This window comes from Pantoea agglomerans (assembly GCF_020149765.1).
In the GTDB taxonomy this organism is placed as follows: Bacteria; Pseudomonadota; Gammaproteobacteria; order Enterobacterales; family Enterobacteriaceae; genus Pantoea; species Pantoea alvi.
Window position 1 is genome coordinate 4,046,554 of the sequence record NZ_CP083809.1, and the last position, 17,967, is coordinate 4,064,520.

The window sequence follows — 17,967 nt, forward strand, 5'->3', positions numbered from 1 at the left end:
GCCTCAGAAGGTGACGCCAGCGCTCAGGATGACATTCGCAAACGGAGAACACTCTCCGCTGCGAATGACCGCCTGACTGCGTTGAGTCTGTTGTTTGAACTGTTCATGACTGGTGTAGTGCACTGCAATCCGGTTTCCCTGATGCTGTTGCAGGGCTTCGAGCACGGCGAGAAGTTCGCTATGGAGCTGCGGATTATGCTGCTTGATCTCTTCCGCAATCAGAGCGCTTTCAACCTGCATCTCCAGCGTGACGGCGTTTACCACCTGCATAAAATCGGGCGTGCCCGGCGTAAGTGCCAGATCGATGCGCTGCGGCCCTGCCGGGATCGGCAAGCCGGCGTCAGCGATAGTCAGCGTATCCGTATGGCCCATACGGGCGATCAGGTAAGAGAGTTCAGCGTTTAACAAGCGACCTTTTTTCATTTTCTGCTCCAGAGCGAAACGTTTCGCTAGCGGCAGTGTATGAAATAGCGGCGGTAACTCAACGGGGGAAATCGAGAAGTGTGATCGTTATCGAAACGTTTCGCTCGTGCGGGCGGGAATTTGGCTCAGATGATAAAAAGGGCCGCAGAAGCGGCCCGGTAAAAAGAGCGTTACGGCGCTTTGCGCACCTGTTTAACGTCAAGTTCGATGCTGTTGAAGTCTTTATCCAGCTCGCCCGTCAGCTCTACGCGATCTTTCGGCGTAATGGTCAATCCTTCCCAGCGCTTGTGGTCGATTTCGACTTTCATGGTGCCGGTGGCGTCGCGAAACAGATAATCCTCTTCACCGATCTGCTTCTCCAGCTGGCCGCGCACGGTGATCCAGCTGTCATCCTTCATCTCTTCCGCCTGCTTAACGGTCACCACGCTGCTCTGGTTATTTTGAAAACCTCCCTGTTTCGCCTGAACGGCAGGCGCATTCTCATCGACAAATCCGCCCTGCGTCGCGGCAAAGACCGGTGCCGTTGTCAGCGCCAGGATAGCTAAAAGTGCAGCATGCTTTTTCATATTTCACCTCGTTTCCATGAATGTGTCTTTTGTACGCTTCTTATTAAAACCGGCAGATCTTAACAGGATCTTAAGGCGCGAAAATAAGCGAAAATTGGTGATATACCCTGTACAAGCGTCGTTCTGCTTCGTATAAAGCCTCAACAGGCAAGGGAGGGAAGATGCGCATATTACTGATTGAGGATGACCGGCTGATTGGCGACGGTATTAAGGCTGGCCTGGGAAAATTAGGTTTCAGCGTCGACTGGTTTATTTCCGGCGATGAAGGATTTGCCGCGCTGCACGCGGCCCCCTGGGATGCGGTGATCCTCGATCTTTCGCTGCCGCAGCGCGACGGGCTGGATATTCTGCGCGACTGGCGACAGCAGGGCGCGGACGTGCCGGTGCTGATTCTGACCGCGCGCGACGCCCTCGATCAGCGCGTGGAGGGTTTGCAGCTGGGGGCCGACGACTACCTCTGCAAACCTTTCGCCCTGACCGAAGTGGCGGCACGGCTGCAGGCGCTAATCCGGCGTCGTCACGGCCAGCTGCAGCCGGAACTGCGCCACGGCGATGTCATTATGCTGCCTGCCAGCCACAGCGTGACGCGGGGTGGCGAAGCTGTTGCGCTCAAGAGCCGGGAGCTGGCGCTGCTGGAACTTTTTTTACGCAATCCAGGACGGGTACTGACGCGCGCTCAGCTGGAAGAGAAGCTCTACAGCTGGGATGCCGATGTCTCCAGCAACGCGGTGGAAGTGCATATCCACCACCTGCGTAAAAAACTTGGCGCGGCCTTTATCCGCACCGTACACGGCGTCGGCTATATGCTGGGAGAGCCACAGTGAGCCTGTTTCTCCGACTCGGCGTCGGCTTCGTGCTGCTGCTCGGCCTCTGCTGGGGCAGCGCCAGCCTGAGCGCCTGGCTACAGACGCGCGACACCATTAACGAGCTGTTCGACACCCAGCAGCTGCTGTTCGCCAAACGCCTGATGGCCCTCGATCTCAGCGTGCCCCACCGCGCCGCGCTTCCCAAAAACAAGGCGCTGCTGCGCCACCACCGCGGCGATCAGGATGACGATGCGCTCGCCTTTGCTATTTTCACCCGGGACGGCAGGCCGGTCCTGAACGACGGCGAAAACGGCAGAATGCTGCCGTTTGATGCTGACGCCCAGGGATTTCACGACGGCCGGTTAAACGACGACGATGACGACTGGCGCTTTGTCTGGCTGACGACCCCGGATGGCCAGCACCGGATCGTGGTAGGCCAGGAGTGGGAGTATCGCGACGATATGGCGAAAGCGCTGGTGCAAAGCAGCATTCTGCCCTGGCTTATCGCGCTGCCGCTGATGCTGCTGCTGCTGCTCGGCCTGGTGTGGTACGAGCTGCGCCCGCTCAAGCGCATCACGCAGCTGCTGGCGCAGCGCGCGCCGGACGACGCCAGGCCGCTGGACGCCGGACGGGTGCCGCTGGAGGTCAGGCCGCTGACGGAGGCGCTGAACGGGCTGTTCAGCCGCATCAGCACCATGGTGCAGCGCGAGCGCCGCTTTACCTCTGATGCCGCCCATGAGCTACGCAGCCCGCTGGCGGCGCTGCGCGTGCAGAGCGAGGTGGTGCAGCTCGCCGCCGACGATGACGCGATGCGCCTGCACGCCTTGCGCCAGCTGGATGACGGCATTCAGCGCGCCACGCGGCTGGTGGATCAGCTGCTGACGCTGTCGCGCGCCGAAGCCGAGGATGCGCGCGGCGCGTTTCAGCCTGTTGCGCTGCGCAATTTGCTGCAGGAGGCGCTGGCCGAGCAGCTGCCGCACGCCGATCGCGCCGGCGTCGCGCTGCGCCTGGAAAGCCGCGCCGATCCCGTTATTCAGGGTCATGCGCTGCTGCTGTCGCTGCTGGTGCGCAACCTGCTGGACAACGCCATTCGCTATACGCCAGAAGGCAGCAACGTCAGCGTGGTGCTGGAAAGCCGCGGCTTGCGCGTTGAGGATAACGGCGCGGGGCTGAGCGAGGCGGAGATACAGCGGCTGGGCGAGCGCTTCTGGCGACCACCAGGACAGGAGAAGAGCGGCAGCGGACTGGGATTGTCGATCGTGCGCAACGTTGCGCAGCTGCACGGAATGCAGCTCCGTTTCAGCCAGCGCGAGGGCGGCGGACTCTGCGTCGCCCTGCGCTGGTAAGGATCAGATCTCTACCTGGGTGCCCAGTTCGATAACCCGGTTCGGCGGGATCTCAAACTGGTCAGGCGCGCGCAGCGCGTTGCGCTGCAGCGCCAGGAAGAGCTTGCCGCGCAGGCGCAGATACCAGGGACGTTTGCCCATAATCAGCGACTCGTGCGACATAAAGAACGAGGTCTCCATCATCCGGCAGTTAAGCCCTTCCAGCCCGCAGCGGTGGAATATCTCCTCTACATTGGGCGTTTCGCGCCAGCCGTAGCTGGCCACCACGCGCCAGAAGGTCGGCGACAGCTGCTCGATGGCGACGCGGCGCACGTTATGCACGTAAGGCGCATCCTCGGTGCGCAGCGTCAGAAACACCACGCGCTCATGCAGCACTTTGTTGTGTTTGAGGTTATGCAGCAGCGCAAAGGGGATGACGTTCAGCGCGCGCGACATATAAACGGCGGTGCCCGGCACCCGCACCGGCGGCGATTTCTCCAGCGAGGCGATCATCGCCTCCAGCGAGTTGCCGTGCTCGTGCATCCGGCGCAGCAGACGAAAGCGCTCGCTCTTCCAGGTGGTCATAATCAGGAACATGATCAGCCCCAGACAGAGCGGCAGCCAGCCGCCGGAGAAGAGCTTAATCAGGTTGGCGGAAAAGAGCGGCACGTCGATGCAGAGAAACAGCGTCAGGATCAGGCCGACCGCCAGCCGGTTCCAGTGCCAGTTTTTCACCGCCACGGTACAGGAGAGGATCGACGTCAGCACCATGGTGCCGGTTACCGCAATGCCGTAAGCCGCCGCCAGGTTGCTGGAGTGCTCAAAGCTGATAATCACGATCAGCACGGCAAAATAGAGCACCCAGTTGATCATCGGCACATAAATCTGACCAGACTCCATCTCCGAGGTGTGAATAATGCGCATCCCCGGCAGATAGCCCAGACGCACCGCCTGGCGCGTCAGCGAGAAGACGCCGGAGATTACCGCCTGCGAGGCGATAACCGTCGCCAGCGTGGCCAGAATCAGCAGCGGGATCAGCGCCCAGTCGGGTGCCAGCAGAAAGAAGGGGTTTTTAATCGCTTTGGGATCGCTGAGCAGCAGCGCGCCCTGGCCGAAATAGTTCAGCACCAGCGACGGCAGCACCACGATAAACCAGGCGATGCGAATCGGCATCTTGCCGAAGTGGCCCATATCCGCATAGAGCGCTTCCACGCCGGTAATCGCCAGCACGACCGCGCCCAGTGCAAAAAAGGAGATGGTTTTATAGTGCACAAAGAAGCTGACCGCCCAGGAGGGATTGAGCGCCTGCAGCACCTCGGGGTTCTTCATAATGCCGGTCACGCCCAGCACCGCCAGCGTGGCGAACCAGATCAGCATCACCGGGGCGAAGAGCTTGCCCACCATGCCGGTGCCGTGCTTCTGGATCATAAACAGCAGCGTCAGCACCGCGATAGAGAGAGGAACGATAAAGGGATCGAGCGAGGGCGCAGCAATCTCCAGCCCTTCGATGGCCGACATCACGGAGATAGCGGGCGTAATCACCACTTCGCCATAGAAGAAGCTGCCGCCGATAAGGCCCATAATGACCAGTACCGCCGTCGCGCGCGCGCCGGTATTGCGGCCCGCCAGCGACATCAGGGTCAGAATACCGCCCTCGCCAGCGTTATCCGCGCGCATGACGTAGCTGATATATTTCAGCGATACCACCAGCAGCAGCAGCCAGAAAATCAGCGACAGAAAGCCGAAAACCGCTTCGCGCTCAACGCCGAAACCAAACTGACCGGAGAGACATTCACGCAGGGTATAGAGCGGGCTGGTGCCGATATCGCCATACACTACGCCAATCGCGGCCAGCGTTAACGCACTAAGTGATTGCTTGTTATCCGAGCTCATAGAGTTATCTTTTGTTGGAGCAGAGAGGCGTAACGCCCTTCGCTCTGGCTATCAAAAAGCGCACAGTATGCACCTGTTTCCCAAAAAACCCATCCCAATCCGTCATCAACGTCTCCGACGCTGACGATTTTTCTCGCGGCATTCAGGCCGCAGCGGCATTATGCGATGATTGGATTTTGTGACACAAAAAAAGCGGACGGCAATCAACGCTTTCACGCATCATAATCAGTAGAGTAGTGCGCCTGCCACCCTATGACGGCAGCAGTAACAGAAGGACAATGAAGTGATTATGGCTCAACCCCATCTTTTGGCAGAAAGAATTTCTCGTCTCAGCAATGCCCTGGAGAAGGGTCTGTATGAACGCCACGACGCAATTCGCCTCTGTCTGCTGGCGGCGCTGAGCGGCGAAAGCGTATTTTTGCTTGGCCCGCCGGGCATCGCCAAGAGCCTGATCGCCCGACGCCTGAAATTTGCTTTTCAGAATGCGCGCGCGTTTGAATACCTGATGACGCGCTTCTCAACGCCGGAAGAGGTATTCGGCCCGCTGTCGATTCAGGCGCTCAAAGATGAAGGCCGCTATCAGCGCCTGACGAAAGGCTATCTGCCTGATGCGGAAATTGTCTTTCTCGACGAGATCTGGAAAGCGGGCCCCGCCATCCTGAATACCCTGCTGACCGCGATTAACGAGCGCCGCTTTCGCAATGGCGACAGCGAAGAAAAAATTCCGATGCGCCTGCTGGTCACCGCCTCCAACGAACTGCCGGAAGCGGACAGCGGGCTGGAAGCGCTCTACGACCGCATGCTGATCCGCCTCTGGCTCGACAACGTGCATGAGAAGCAAAACTTTCGCAGCATGCTGACCCACCAGCAGGATGAAAACGCCAATCCGGTCGCGGAATCGTTGCGCATTAGCGACGAGGAGTATCATCAGTGGCAGCAGGGCATTACGCAGGTCAGCCTGCCGGACAATGTCTTCGAACTGATCTATCAGCTGCGCCAGCATCTGGAAACCCTGCCCGATGCGCCCTATATCTCCGATCGCCGCTGGAAAAAGGCGATTCACCTGCTGCAGGCAAGCGCCTTCTACAGCGGCCGCAGCGCCATCGCGCCAATCGACCTTATTCTGTTGAAAGATTGCCTGTGGCACGACATCGCCTCTATGCAGGTGCTGGAGCGCGCGATTGACCTGCTGATGACGCAGCAGGCCTGGCAGCAACAGACGCTTTTGCTCAGGCTGCAGCAGCTCAAAGCGCGACGCCTGGCGTTACAGCAGCAGCAGAGCGTGGCGCAGGCGATTACGCTGGAAAAACACAGCGGCATGTTCAGCCGCAAGCCGCACTACGAGCTGCCCGCCAGCCTGACGGAGCCGCAGCTGACCCTGATGCTGCAGCAGCCGCTCACGCTGCACGATATGCAGGTTACGCATGTGGTGATCGCCCGCGATGCGCTGGAGCAGTGGCTGCTGAAAGGCGGCGAGGTGCGCGGCAAGCTGAACGGCATCGGTTTCGCCCAGACGCTGGATCTGCTGGTAGATGCGCAGCACTGCCTGGCGCTGCGCGACGTCAGCCTGCAAACGGCGCGCCTGACGCTGCCCGGCGCCGTTGCGCACAGCGAACTGCCGGCTGAGATCAGCGAAGCGCTGGACGAGCTGGATACCCAGCTGCGCGCGCAGCGCCACCAGTTCAGCCAGCATCAGCGCTGTTTGTTTATCAGCGACGACTGGCTGGCGCGTATTGAAACCAGCCTGCAGGATGTGGCCGATCAGCTGAAACAGGCGCGTAAATGATCTCACTGGAGACGCTCAGCGCGCTGCTCTCTGTTGGCGAAGCCGAACTGATCGAAGAGCTGGTTCTCGCGCTGCTCGCCTCCCCGCAGCTGGCGATCTTCTTTGAAAAATTCCCCGGTCTGAAGCAGGCGATGCTGCGTGACGTGCCGCGCTGGAAAGCGGAGATCAACGCCGAGCTTAAAGCGACGCCGGTACCAGAAACGCTGGGCAACGAGTTTCAGCTGTTTCAGCGCGCCCAGCTGCTCAGCCATCACGACTTTAACCAGCAGCTGCCTGAAATACTTGAGGCGCTGACGCAGCAGCCCTCGCCCTTTCTGGAAGAGGCACAGCGCCTGTTGCAGCACACCGACGCGCATCAGCTGAGCGGCGCGCAGCATACGCTGTTTCTGCAGCGCTGGCGTCTCAGCCTGACGCTGCAGACGCTGACGCTCAACGAACAGCTGCTGGAGCAGCAGCGCGAACGACTGATGGCCGAACTGCAGCAGCGTATGGCGCTGAGCGGCCAGCTGGCGCCCGTGCTGAGCGACAACGACGAGGCGGCGGCCGGGCGCCTGTGGGATATGAGCAAAGCCCCACTGCAGCACAGCGACTATCAGCTGATGCTGGAGTATGGCGACTTCCTGGCGCAGCAGCCGGAACTGCTGGCGCTGGCGCAACAGCTGGGGCGCAGCCGCGAAGCAAAGTCGGTACCGTCGCAGGATGCCCCGCTGGAGGCTTTTCACCAGCTGGTGCGCGAACCGGACGCGGTGCCCGAAGAGGTGAACGGCATTCATCAGAGCGACGACGTGCTGCGTCTGCTGCCGCCGGAGCTGGCGACCATTAGCATCAGCGAGCTGGAGCTGGAATTTTACCGCCGCCTGGTGGAAAAACGGCTGCTGACCTACCGGCTGCAGGGCGACGCCTGGCATGAAAAAGTCACTCTGCGTCCGGTCAGCCACCAGCAGCACGAAGAGCAGCCGCGCGGCCCCTTTATTGTCTGCGTCGATACCTCAGGATCGATGGGCGGCTTCAACGAGCGCTGCGCCAAAGCGTTCTGCCTGGCGCTGCTGAAGGTTGCGCTGGCCGATCGCCGCCGCTGCTACGTTATGCTGTTCGCCCACGACGTCATCGGCTACGAGCTTACCGGCGACGACGGGCTGGAGCAGGCGATCCGCTTTCTCAGCCAGCGCTTTCGCGGCGGTACCGATCTCGCCGCCTGTCTGGCAGCGGTGGTTAAACGTATGGAGGGATCGCTATGGCAGGACGCTGACGCCGTGGTGGTCTCCGACTTTATCGCCCAGCGTCTGCCGGACGAGATCGTTAGCGTGGTGAAGCAGCGCCAGCTGCAACAGCAGCAGCGCTTCCATGCGGTAGCGATGTCGGCGCACGGCAAGCCCGGCATTCTGCGCATCTTCGACCATATCTGGCGTTTCGATACCGGCATGAAAAGCCGCCTGCTGCGCCGCTGGCGGCGTTAGTCACAGAGCAGAAACCCCCATTTGCTATAGTGAATTACCCGCTGTGTTTATTCAGCTAACGGAGTTCACTGTGACACTTGCCCAACACCAACCCAATTTACCGTTACCAACCCGTACGGTACGCCTTTCCGGCAGCAGCGTGGCAGAGAAACGCGCTGAGCTGCTGGCCTATTTCACCCAGACCTGGGAGCTGTATGAGAGCCTGTTCGATTGTCTGGCCGACGACCGCGCCTGGTTCAATAAAGCCATCAGGCTGCGCCATCCGCTGATCTTCTATTTCGGTCACACCGCCTCTTTCTATATCAATAAGCTGATGGCGGGCCGCTATATCGACGCACGAATCGATGCCCGCATTGAGGCGATGATGGCGATCGGCGTGGATGAGATGAGCTGGGACGACCTTGACGACAGCCACTACGCCTGGCCGACAGCAGAAGAGGTGCGCGCCTATCGTGGCAAGGTGAAAAACCTGGTTACAGAATTTATTCAGTCCATGCCGCTGGAGCTGCCGATCGACTGGGAGAGCCCGGCCTGGGTGATCCTGATGGGGATCGAACATGAGCGTATTCATCTGGAAACCTCCAGCGTGCTAATCCGTCAGCTGCCGCTGGAATGGGTCAAACCGCAGCCGCAGTGGCCAGCCTGCCAGCAAGCCCGTCACGCGCGCGAAAGCGTTCCCGCCAATAGCCTGATCGCCATGCCGGGCGGCACCGTGGTGCAGGGGAAACGCGACGATACCTACGGCTGGGACAACGAATATGGCAGCCTGACCACCGAGCTCAAGCCGTTTAAAGCCAGCAAGATGCTGGTAAGCAACGCCGAATTTTATGAGTTTGTTGCCGCCGGCGGCTATCAGCAGCGCCAGTACTGGGACGAAGAGGGCTGGGGCTGGCGCAGCTTCGCCGAGGCGCAGATGCCGACCTTCTGGGTTGGCGATGCGCACCAGCCCGACGCCCTTAAACTGCGTCTGATGACCGAAGAGGTGCCAATGCCATGGGACTGGCCGGCCGAAGTTAATCAGCTGGAGGCCGCCGCGTTCTGCCGCTGGAAAGCACAGGAGACCGGCGCGTCCGTGCAGCTGCCGTGCGAAGCGGAGTGGATGCTGCTGCGCGAGCAGGTAGAGGGCGATCAGCCGGAGTGGCAGCAGGCGCCAGGCAATATCAACCTTGCATACTGGGCCTCCTCCTGCGCCGTTGACCGTTTCGCTCAGGGCGACTTTTTCGACATCGTGGGCAACGTCTGGCAGTGGACAACCACGCCGATCAACGGCTTTGAAGGCTTCCGCGTGCATCCACTCTATGACGACTTCTCGACGCCGACCTTCGACGGCAAGCATTCGATCATCAAGGGCGGCAGCTGGATCTCTACCGGCAACGAAGCGCTGAAATCGTCGCGCTACGCTTTTCGCCGCCACTTTTTCCAGCATGCGGGCTTCCGCTACGTCGTCTCCTCGCATCAGGAAACAATGACGCTCAACCCCTACGAAACTGACGACATGGTGTCGCAGTATCTCGACTTCCAGTATGGCCCGCGCTATTTCGGCGTCGATAACTACGCCGAGTCGCTGGTGGCGCTGGCGCTGCCCCACTGCCAGGCGCGCGGCACCGCGCTGGATATCGGCTGCGCCACCGGCCGCGCCAGCTTTGAGCTGGCGCGCCATTTTGAAAAGGTGATCGGGATGGATTATTCAGCGCGCTTTATTGACGTCGCGCTGCAGCTCACCTCCGGCGAAGATTTCCGCTACGTGGTGCCGGAAGAGGGTGAGCTGGTGGAGTATCGTCAGGTGCGGCTAAAAGATTTTGGCCTCGACGCCGAGCAGGCGCAGCGTATCCAGTTCGTGCAGGGCGACGCCTGCAACCTGAAGCCTCAGCCCGCGCAGTATGACCTGGTGCTGGCGGCGAACCTGATCGATCGCCTGCGTCAGCCACAGCGCTTCCTGCAGGATATCGCGCCGATGATCCGCTCCGGCGGTCTGCTGCTGCTCTCCTCGCCCTATACCTGGCTGGAAGCGTTTACGCCCAGGGAGAACTGGCTGGGCGGCATTCGCGAAAACGGCGAGGCGCTCACCACGCTGCAGGCGCTGCAGCGGCTGCTGGCAGCGGAGTTTGAGCCGATCGGCGCGCCGCAGGACCAGCCTTTCGTGATCCGTGAAACCGCGCGCAAGTATCAGCATTCGCTGGCGCAGGTCACGCTGTGGCGTAAGCGCTAACGCTCACCGGCAGCGGCAAACGCTGCTGCCGGTGATTGCCTGCCGCCTCTTTTTGCTGCACATTCTCCTCTGTTCAAATAAGAAGAGCTGACATGAGGATGATATGGCCGAATCACTGCAACTGGACAACCTGGATCGCGGGATCCTGAATGCGCTGCTGGACAATGCCCGCACAGCTTACGCCGAGCTGGCGAAACAGTTCAACGTCAGTCCGGGCACCATCCATGTTCGCGTGGAGAAGATGAAACAGGCCGGCATTATTCTCGGCACCCGGGTGGAGATCGATCCGCGCCAGCTGGGGTTCGACGTTTGCTGCTTTATCGGCATCATCCTGAAAAGCGCGCGCGACTACCCGGCCGCGCTGAGCAAGCTGGAAGCGCTCGACGAGGTGGTCGAAGCCTGGTACACCACCGGACACTACAGCATCTTTATCAAGGTTATGTGCCGATCCATCGACGCGCTGCAGCAGGTGCTGATCAACAAGATCCAGACCATCGACGAAATCCAGTCCACCGAAACGCTGATCTCCTTACAGAACCCGATCATGCGCACCATTAAACCCTGATCTTTTTTTTCTGTGCACAACCTTATCCCCGATGAACGCCGCCTGCGCCAACGGCTGCGTTCGCCTCTCTGTTTTTATTAACCCTGTTTTCCACAGGTGGATCACGGCTTGATCACAGCGTACAATGCTCGCCTTTATTCCGGGAGAGCATCATGGCCGATATTACTTTAATCAGTGGCAGCACGCTGGGCAGCGCCGAATATGTGGCCGAGCATCTGGAAGAGAAGTTACAGGAAGCGGGTTTCTCCACGCAGCTGCTGCACGGCCCGGCGCTGGATGAGCTGCCGCAGCAGGGGATCTGGCTGGTGGTGAGTTCTACCCACGGCGCAGGCGAACTGCCGGACAATCTGCAGCCTTTATATGAGGCGATTGCGGAAACCCAGCCAGACCTGTCGGCGTTGCGCTTCGGCGCCATCGGCCTTGGCAACCACGAATACGATCTCTTTTGCGGCGCCATTCGTTCGCTGGACGCCCTGTTGATCGCTCGCGGCGCGCAGCGTATCGGCGATCGTCTGGAAATCGACGTGCTGGAGCATGAGATCCCTGAAGATCCGGCTGAGGCCTGGCTAAGCGGCTGGATGGCCCATCTTTAAGCGGATCCTTTGCCACAGGGGATCGGGTATTTCACCGGATCCCCAGTTTAAACCTCTGTTTTTATACTATCGCGCTCGCTTTATTTGTGGATAACTAGGCTTGATTACTGCGTAAAACCGGTAGTTATCCCAAGAATAACCGCTGATGCTTTTCTGAGCTGTGTATAAGTCGCCATTTTGATCTCAGCTTATACGGATCAGGATCACCGATCATTCACAGCAAAGGATCCTCGCTATAAGGTTGATAGAAAAAGGGTTTCCCGAGTTATCCACCGAAGTCCGCGATCCTAATAAAGAGATCTAACAGAAAGATCATATACAGAATAAAGATCCTTTCTTTTAAACCCGCAGATCCCGCCGCTTTCACCCTCGGCGGAATTTCAGTAGAATCCACCGCCCAGGGCAACGATCCCTGCCAGTTCATCAACGAGGTACCACTTCATGTTTTATCCAGATCCTTTTGACGTCATCGTAATTGGTGGTGGTCATGCGGGCACAGAAGCCGCAATGGCCGCTGCCCGAATGGGTCAGCAAACTCTGTTACTCACCCATAACATTGATACGCTTGGACAAATGTCCTGCAACCCGGCGATCGGTGGCATTGGAAAAGGACATCTGGTTAAGGAAGTGGATGCCTTAGGCGGCCTGATGGCCACGGCGATCGACAAGGCGGGTATTCAGTTTAGGATACTAAACAGCAGCAAAGGCCCGGCGGTGCGCGCTACCCGCGCACAGGCGGATCGCGTGCTGTATCGCCAGGCGGTACGCACCGCGCTGGAGAACCAGCCCAACCTGATGATCTTCCAGCAGGCGGTGGACGATCTTATCGTCGAAAACGATCGCGTCGTGGGCGCCGTTACCCAGATGGGGCTGAAGTTTCGCGCCAGAGCGGTGGTGCTGACCGTCGGAACCTTCCTCGACGGCAAAATTCATATCGGGCTGGATAACTACAGCGGCGGCCGCGCAGGCGATCCGCCGTCCATTCCGCTGGCGAAGCGCCTGCGCGCGCTGCCGCTGCGCGTCAGCCGTCTGAAAACCGGTACGCCGCCGCGTATTGACGCGCGCACCATCGATTTTTCCGTGCTTACTCCGCAGCACGGCGATAACCCGATGCCGGTCTTCTCGTTTATGGGCGACAGATCGCAGCATCCGCAGCAGGTTCCCTGCTGGATCACCTATACCAACGAGCAGACCCATGAGGTGATCCGCAATAACCTCGATCGTAGCCCCATGTATGCCGGGGTCATTGAAGGGATCGGCCCGCGCTACTGCCCGTCGATCGAAGACAAGGTGATGCGCTTTGCCGATCGCAACGCGCATCAGATCTTCCTTGAGCCGGAAGGGCTGACCAGCAACGAAATTTACCCGAACGGCATCTCTACCAGCCTCCCCTTCGACGTGCAGATGCAGATCGTGCGCTCAATGAAGGGACTGGAGAACGCAAAAATCGTTCGTCCCGGCTACGCGATCGAGTATGACTTTTTCGATCCGCGCGATCTCAAGCCGACGCTGGAGAGCAAATATATCCACGGGCTGTTCTTCGCCGGGCAGATCAACGGCACCACCGGCTACGAAGAGGCTGCGGCGCAGGGCCTGCTGGCTGGCCTTAACGCCGGACGTCACTCCGCCGACAAAGAGGGCTGGGCGCCGCGTCGCGATCAGGCCTATCTCGGCGTGCTGGTGGATGACCTCTGCACGCTCGGCACCAAAGAGCCGTACCGCATGTTTACCTCGCGCGCCGAGTATCGTCTGATGCTGCGCGAAGATAACGCCGATCTGCGTCTGACCGAAACCGGCCGCGAGCTGGGCCTGGTGGACGACGCTCGCTGGGCGCGCTTCAACCAGAAACTCGAGGCGATTGAGCAGGAGCGTCAGCGCCTGCGCGATCTCTGGGTGCATCCGAAGTCGGAGAACGTCGCGGAAGTGAATACGCTGCTCAACAGCGCGCTCACCAAAGAGGCGAGCGGCGAAGATCTGCTGCGCCGTCCGGAGCTGACCTACGCTCAGCTTACCTCGTTGCCGAGCTTCGGCCCGTCGCTCTCTGATGCGCAGGCGGCCGAGCAGGTTGAGATTCAGGTGAAGTACGAAGGCTACATCGCGCGCCAGCAGGAAGAGATCGATCGTCAACTGCGCAATGAAAATACGCTGCTGCCGGCCGAGCTGGATTATCGCCAGGTCAGCGGCCTGTCGCATGAGGTGATCGCCAAGCTCAACGATCATAAACCTTCCTCGATCGGCCAGGCGTCGCGCATCTCCGGCATCACGCCGGCGGCGATTTCGATTTTGTTGATTTACCTGAAAAAACAAGGGCTGCTGCGCAAAAGCGCCTGACCTGAAACGGGGCGAGTCCGCTCGCCCCCGCTGACTGGATTTATGCTGTGATCACAAAACTCACTTCGCTGCTTAAGGCAGCCGGTATTTCCCTCTCCGATCAACAAAAAGAGCAGCTGGTCGCCTATGTCGGCCTGCTGGACAAGTGGAACAAAGCCTACAATCTGACCTCGGTGCGCGATCCGCAGCAGATGCTGGTGCGCCATATTCTCGACAGCATCGTGGTGGCGCCTCATCTTAAAGGCGAACGCTTTATTGACGTCGGCACCGGACCGGGCCTGCCGGGCATCCCACTCGCTATCGTGCTGCCGCAGGCGCACTTTACGCTGCTCGACAGCCTGGGCAAGCGCGTGCGTTTTCTGCGTCAGGTCCAGCACGAGCTGGGCTTAAGCAACATTACGCCGGTGCAGAGCAGGGTAGAGGTGTTTCCGTCCGAGCCGCCGTTCGACGGCGTTATCAGCCGTGCGTTCGCCTCGCTGCAGGATATGGTGAACTGGTGTCATCATCTGCCTTCTGCGCAGGGGCAATTTTATGCGCTGAAAGGCGTGCGTCCCGACGATGAGATCGCCAGCCTGCCTGCCGGTTTTCGTCTGATTGCTGTGGAAGCGTTAAAGGTGCCGGAGCTGGATGGTGAACGTCACCTGGTGGTTATCGGACGCCAATAGCCCTTAAAAGCGCAGGGATTAAGGCGTTCCTGCGCGTTTGGCTTATCAAAATCTCTGTGCAAAAAATCGGCAGTTGATTTCGCCGGGCAACGCAATTTTTATCCTGAAGGCCGGGAAATAACGTTAACAGGCCTGGCGGAAATTATCCGAAAAGCTCTGTTACATTTAACGAATAATTCACATTTATTTATCAGGTAGATCACTTCTACCGCTTCAGTCAGGCAGCCAGATAATCACGCGGGAAAATATATCAGGATAATAACTCCGCGTGCGTAATATCAATTTAACGTTCTTGCGACACTCTGAGATGTCAATCAGCTGTTTTTATCGAAAATAAGGGCAGCCTGACGAGGGTAAAATATTATCCTGCTGTTTTTTAAGGCTTTAACGGCGGCATAATAGACACCGTTGTTGCTCGTCGCCAAATTTAGATGGCGCAGCGCTGTTTAGAATGTGATCTAAAGCACGCTTTAAACGCAAGGCGGAAGCCAGATAAGTGCGGCGCAGGTCCATAATTTCGCCTGGCAATCTTTGGAAAAATAGCCGTTCGGAAAGAAATTTAAATAATTGTTCACCTTTTGGCTACTTACGGATTGAAATCGCAGGTGCGGCCCGTATAATTTGCACGGCTTTTGCTGCTTGACTCGAGTGAGTAAAGGCAGTCTTATACGACACGCGACATACCCCTTATGGGGCAGGGGAGTAACAGCGCCATGTCAGTGTCTCTTTACAGTGTAAAATTCGCCCGAACCGTGCTGGGTATCCAGCTGGTGACTGTTGTCATCATCGGCGCTCTCTTTGCCCTGAAAGATGTCACCTGGGGCGTCTCTGCGCTGGCTGGCGGAGCGGCAGCCTGGCTGCCGAACGTGTTGTTCATGTTTTTAGCCTGGCGCCTGCAAGGGCAATCCCCGGCTTCCGGACGGGTTGCGTGGAGTTTCGCTCTCGGCGAAATCGGCAAAGTCATCGCAACCATCGTGTTGCTCATTGTGGCGTTGGGTGTTTTCAGGGTGGTTTTCTGGCCGCTCGGGATAACCTGGTTATCGGTGCTGGTGGTTCAGATGTTGGCACCGGCGGTAATTAACAACAAAGGGTAAAAGGCATCATGGCTGCAGGAGAAACTCAAACTCCTCAAGAGTACATCGGTCACCATCTGACGCATCTTCAGTTGGACCTGCGTACCTTCGAGTTAGTGAATGCTCACGACGCTCCCGCGACGTTTTGGGTATTAAATATCGATTCTATGTTTTTCTCTCTGGTGCTGGGATTCATCTTCCTGGTGTTGTTCCGCAAAGTGGCGAAGAGCGCTACCAGCGGCGTGCCAGGGAAAATGCAGGCTGCTATCGAACTGGTTGTCGGCTTCGTTGACAGCAACGTGCGCGACATGTACCACGGTAAAAGCAAACTTATCGCCCCGCTGGCTCTGACGATTTTCGTCTGGGTCTTTCTGATGAACTTCATGGATCTGCTGCCTATCGATCTGCTGCCGTATATCGGCGAGCACTGGCTGGGCCTGCCGTCGCTTCGCGTCGTGCCGTCCGCAGACGTGAACATCACGCTGTCTATGGCGTTGGGCGTATTTATTTTGATTCTGTTCTACAGCATCAAAATGAAAGGTGTAGGCGGCTTCGCGAAAGAGCTGACGCTGCAGCCTTTTAATCACCCGATCTTCATCCCCATCAACCTGATTCTTGAAGGTGTTAGCCTGCTGTCCAAACCGGTTTCACTCGGTCTGCGACTGTTCGGCAACATGTATGCGGGTGAGCTGATCTTTATCCTTATTGCCGGTCTGTTGCCGTGGTGGTCGCAGTGGGTGCTGAATGTGCCGTGGGCCATTTTCCACATCCTGATCATCTCGTTGCAGGCTTTCATTTTCATGGTCCTCACGATTGTCTATCTGTCGATGGCATCTGAAGAACATTGATTTTTTTCTCAACACTAAGCGTTTAACTGAAACAAACTGGAGACTGTCATGGAAAACCTGAATATGGATCTGCTGTACATGGCTGCCGCTGTGATGATGGGCCTGGCGGCAATCGGTGCTGCGATCGGTATCGGCATCCTCGGAGGTAAATTCCTGGAAGGCGCCGCGCGCCAGCCGGATCTGATCCCTCTGCTGCGTACGCAGTTCTTTGTTGTAATGGGTCTGGTGGATGCAATCCCGATGATCGCTGTTGGTCTGGGTCTCTATGTGATGTTTGCTGTCGCCTAAAGCCTGTCGCTCCTGGTTCATCATGGCACCGGGTGCGATGATGAACGGTTCTGCCGCTTATCGTTCAGATATCGGCAGAAAAGTTAACTACTTAATTAGAGGCATTGTGCTGTGAACATTAACGCAACAATCCTCGGCCAGGCCATCGCGTTTATCCTGTTCGTCGCGTTCTGCATGAAGTACGTATGGCCGCCGATTATGGCTGCCATCGAAAAGCGCCAGAAAGAAATTGCTGAAGGCCTTGCTTCTGCTGAGCGCGCGAAGAAAGATTTGGATCTCGCGCAGGCCAATGTGACCGACCAGCTGAAGAAAGCTAAAGAAGAAGCTCAGGTCATTATCGAGCAGGCGAACAAACGCCGTACTCAGATTCTGGACGAAGCGAAAACTGAAGCCGAGAACGAACGTAACCGCATCGTGGCGCAGGCGCAGGCTGAAATCGACGCCGAGCGTAAACGTGCCCGCGAAGAGCTGCGTAAGCAAGTCGCGTTGCTGGCAATGGCTGGCGCCGAGAAGATCATCGAACGTTCCGTGGATGAAGCTGCTAACAGCGACATCGTTGATAAACTGGTCGCTGAACTGTAAGGAGGGAGGGGCTGATGTCTGAACTGATTACTGTAGCTCGCCCCTACGCCAAAGCAGCTTTTGACTTTGCTGTTGAGCATCAAAGCATCGAGCGCTGGCAAAACATGCTGGCGTTTGCCGCGACCGTAGCACGCAATGAGCAAATGGCCGATCTTCTATCTGGCGCGCTGGCGCCGGAAGCGTTATCGGCTTCTTTCATTGCCGTCTGCGGCGATCAATTAGATGAACACGGTCAGAACCTGATTAAGGTTATGGCTGAGAACGGACGTTTGACAGCGCTTCCAGCTGTACTCGAGCAGTTCATTCACCTGCGCGACGCCTATGAGGCGACTGCGGAGGTGGACGTGATTTCTGCCGGTACGCTGAGTGACAGCCAGCTGACTAAAATCAGCGCCGCGATGGAAAAACGTCTGTCACGCAAAGTTAAGCTGAATTGCAAAATTGATAAGTCTGTCATGGCAGGCGTGATCATCCGTGCGGGTGATCTGGTGATTGATGGCAGCGTGCGCGGCCGTCTCGAGCGTCTGGCAGACGCCTTGCAGTCTTAAGGGGACTGG

17 protein-coding genes are annotated in these 17,967 nt (G+C 58.2%); 14 read left to right on the forward strand and 3 right to left on the reverse strand.

The window, feature by feature from the left end:
• Positions 1 to 3: 3 nt before the first annotated feature.
• Both rbsD and LB453_RS21960 read right to left on the reverse strand, forming a co-directional pair.
• Entirely contained in the window at positions 4 to 423 is a 420-nt protein-coding gene (gene rbsD / locus LB453_RS21955) for a D-ribose pyranase (RefSeq protein WP_103797078.1), read from the reverse strand.
• Between the two features lie 170 nt (positions 424 to 593).
• Positions 594 to 989 (reverse strand): YgiW/YdeI family stress tolerance OB fold protein, encoded by a 396-nt coding sequence (locus tag LB453_RS21960; RefSeq protein ID WP_103797079.1) that lies wholly within the window; start codon positions 987 to 989, stop codon positions 594 to 596.
• Between the two features lie 161 nt (positions 990 to 1,150).
• Here LB453_RS21960 and qseB point away from each other — a divergent pair, with 161 nt between their 5' ends.
• A complete protein-coding gene (gene qseB, locus LB453_RS21965) occupies positions 1,151 to 1,813 on the forward strand; it encodes a quorum sensing response regulator transcription factor QseB (protein ID WP_103797080.1) in 663 nt (220 codons plus the stop codon).
• Positions 1,810 to 3,141, forward strand: coding sequence for a quorum sensing histidine kinase QseC (qseC, locus tag LB453_RS21970; RefSeq protein ID WP_103797081.1), 1,332 nt, complete (start codon positions 1,810 to 1,812; stop codon positions 3,139 to 3,141). The genes qseB and qseC overlap by 4 nt, the downstream gene beginning before the upstream one ends.
• 3 nt (positions 3,142 to 3,144) lie before the next feature.
• Here the strand turns inward: qseC and kup are convergent, their stop codons facing one another.
• Positions 3,145 to 5,013 (reverse strand): low affinity potassium transporter Kup, encoded by a 1,869-nt coding sequence (gene kup, locus LB453_RS21975; protein ID WP_103797082.1) that lies wholly within the window; start codon positions 5,011 to 5,013, stop codon positions 3,145 to 3,147.
• 289 nt (positions 5,014 to 5,302) lie between these two features.
• Here kup and ravA point away from each other — a divergent pair, with 289 nt between their 5' ends.
• From ravA to atpH, 12 genes are all read left to right on the forward strand, one after another.
• Positions 5,303 to 6,799 (forward strand): ATPase RavA, encoded by a 1,497-nt coding sequence (gene ravA / locus LB453_RS21980; RefSeq protein ID WP_103797166.1) that lies wholly within the window; start codon positions 5,303 to 5,305, stop codon positions 6,797 to 6,799.
• Positions 6,796 to 8,256, forward strand: a complete 1,461-nt coding sequence (gene viaA, locus LB453_RS21985; RefSeq protein WP_224481579.1) for an ATPase RavA stimulator ViaA — start codon at positions 6,796 to 6,798, stop codon at positions 8,254 to 8,256. The genes ravA and viaA overlap by 4 nt, the downstream gene beginning before the upstream one ends.
• Before the next feature lie 70 nt (positions 8,257 to 8,326).
• The gene (gene ovoA / locus LB453_RS21990; RefSeq protein WP_103797167.1) at positions 8,327 to 10,465 is read left to right on the forward strand and encodes a 5-histidylcysteine sulfoxide synthase; all 2,139 of its coding nucleotides are present in this window, start codon (positions 8,327 to 8,329) and stop codon (positions 10,463 to 10,465) included.
• Positions 10,466 to 10,568: 103 nt separating this feature from the next.
• The gene (gene asnC, locus LB453_RS21995) at positions 10,569 to 11,030 is read left to right on the forward strand and encodes a transcriptional regulator AsnC (RefSeq protein ID WP_033755376.1); all 462 of its coding nucleotides are present in this window, start codon (positions 10,569 to 10,571) and stop codon (positions 11,028 to 11,030) included.
• Positions 11,031 to 11,182: 152 nt separating this feature from the next.
• On the forward strand, positions 11,183 to 11,623 hold the full coding sequence (gene mioC / locus LB453_RS22000) for an FMN-binding protein MioC (RefSeq protein ID WP_103797084.1): 441 nt from the start codon (positions 11,183 to 11,185) through the stop codon (positions 11,621 to 11,623).
• Between the two features lie 441 nt (positions 11,624 to 12,064).
• Complete coding sequence (mnmG, locus tag LB453_RS22005; protein WP_103797085.1) at positions 12,065 to 13,954, forward strand: tRNA uridine-5-carboxymethylaminomethyl(34) synthesis enzyme MnmG; 1,890 nt, start codon at positions 12,065 to 12,067, stop codon at positions 13,952 to 13,954.
• 47 nt (positions 13,955 to 14,001) lie between these two features.
• Positions 14,002 to 14,619, forward strand: a complete 618-nt coding sequence (gene rsmG, locus LB453_RS22010; protein WP_103797086.1) for a 16S rRNA (guanine(527)-N(7))-methyltransferase RsmG — start codon at positions 14,002 to 14,004, stop codon at positions 14,617 to 14,619.
• A gap of 713 nt (positions 14,620 to 15,332) precedes the next feature.
• Complete coding sequence (gene atpI / locus LB453_RS22015; protein WP_103797168.1) at positions 15,333 to 15,713, forward strand: F0F1 ATP synthase subunit I; 381 nt, start codon at positions 15,333 to 15,335, stop codon at positions 15,711 to 15,713.
• A gap of 8 nt (positions 15,714 to 15,721) precedes the next feature.
• Complete coding sequence (gene atpB / locus LB453_RS22020) at positions 15,722 to 16,540, forward strand: F0F1 ATP synthase subunit A (protein ID WP_103797087.1); 819 nt, start codon at positions 15,722 to 15,724, stop codon at positions 16,538 to 16,540.
• A gap of 48 nt (positions 16,541 to 16,588) precedes the next feature.
• A complete protein-coding gene (gene atpE, locus LB453_RS22025) occupies positions 16,589 to 16,828 on the forward strand; it encodes a F0F1 ATP synthase subunit C (protein ID WP_003849523.1) in 240 nt (79 codons plus the stop codon).
• Between the two features lie 111 nt (positions 16,829 to 16,939).
• Entirely contained in the window at positions 16,940 to 17,410 is a 471-nt protein-coding gene (gene atpF, locus LB453_RS22030; RefSeq protein WP_033755393.1) for a F0F1 ATP synthase subunit B, read from the forward strand.
• 14 nt (positions 17,411 to 17,424) lie between these two features.
• On the forward strand, positions 17,425 to 17,958 hold the full coding sequence (gene atpH / locus LB453_RS22035) for a F0F1 ATP synthase subunit delta (protein WP_103797088.1): 534 nt from the start codon (positions 17,425 to 17,427) through the stop codon (positions 17,956 to 17,958).
• Positions 17,959 to 17,967: the final 9 nt, after the last annotated feature.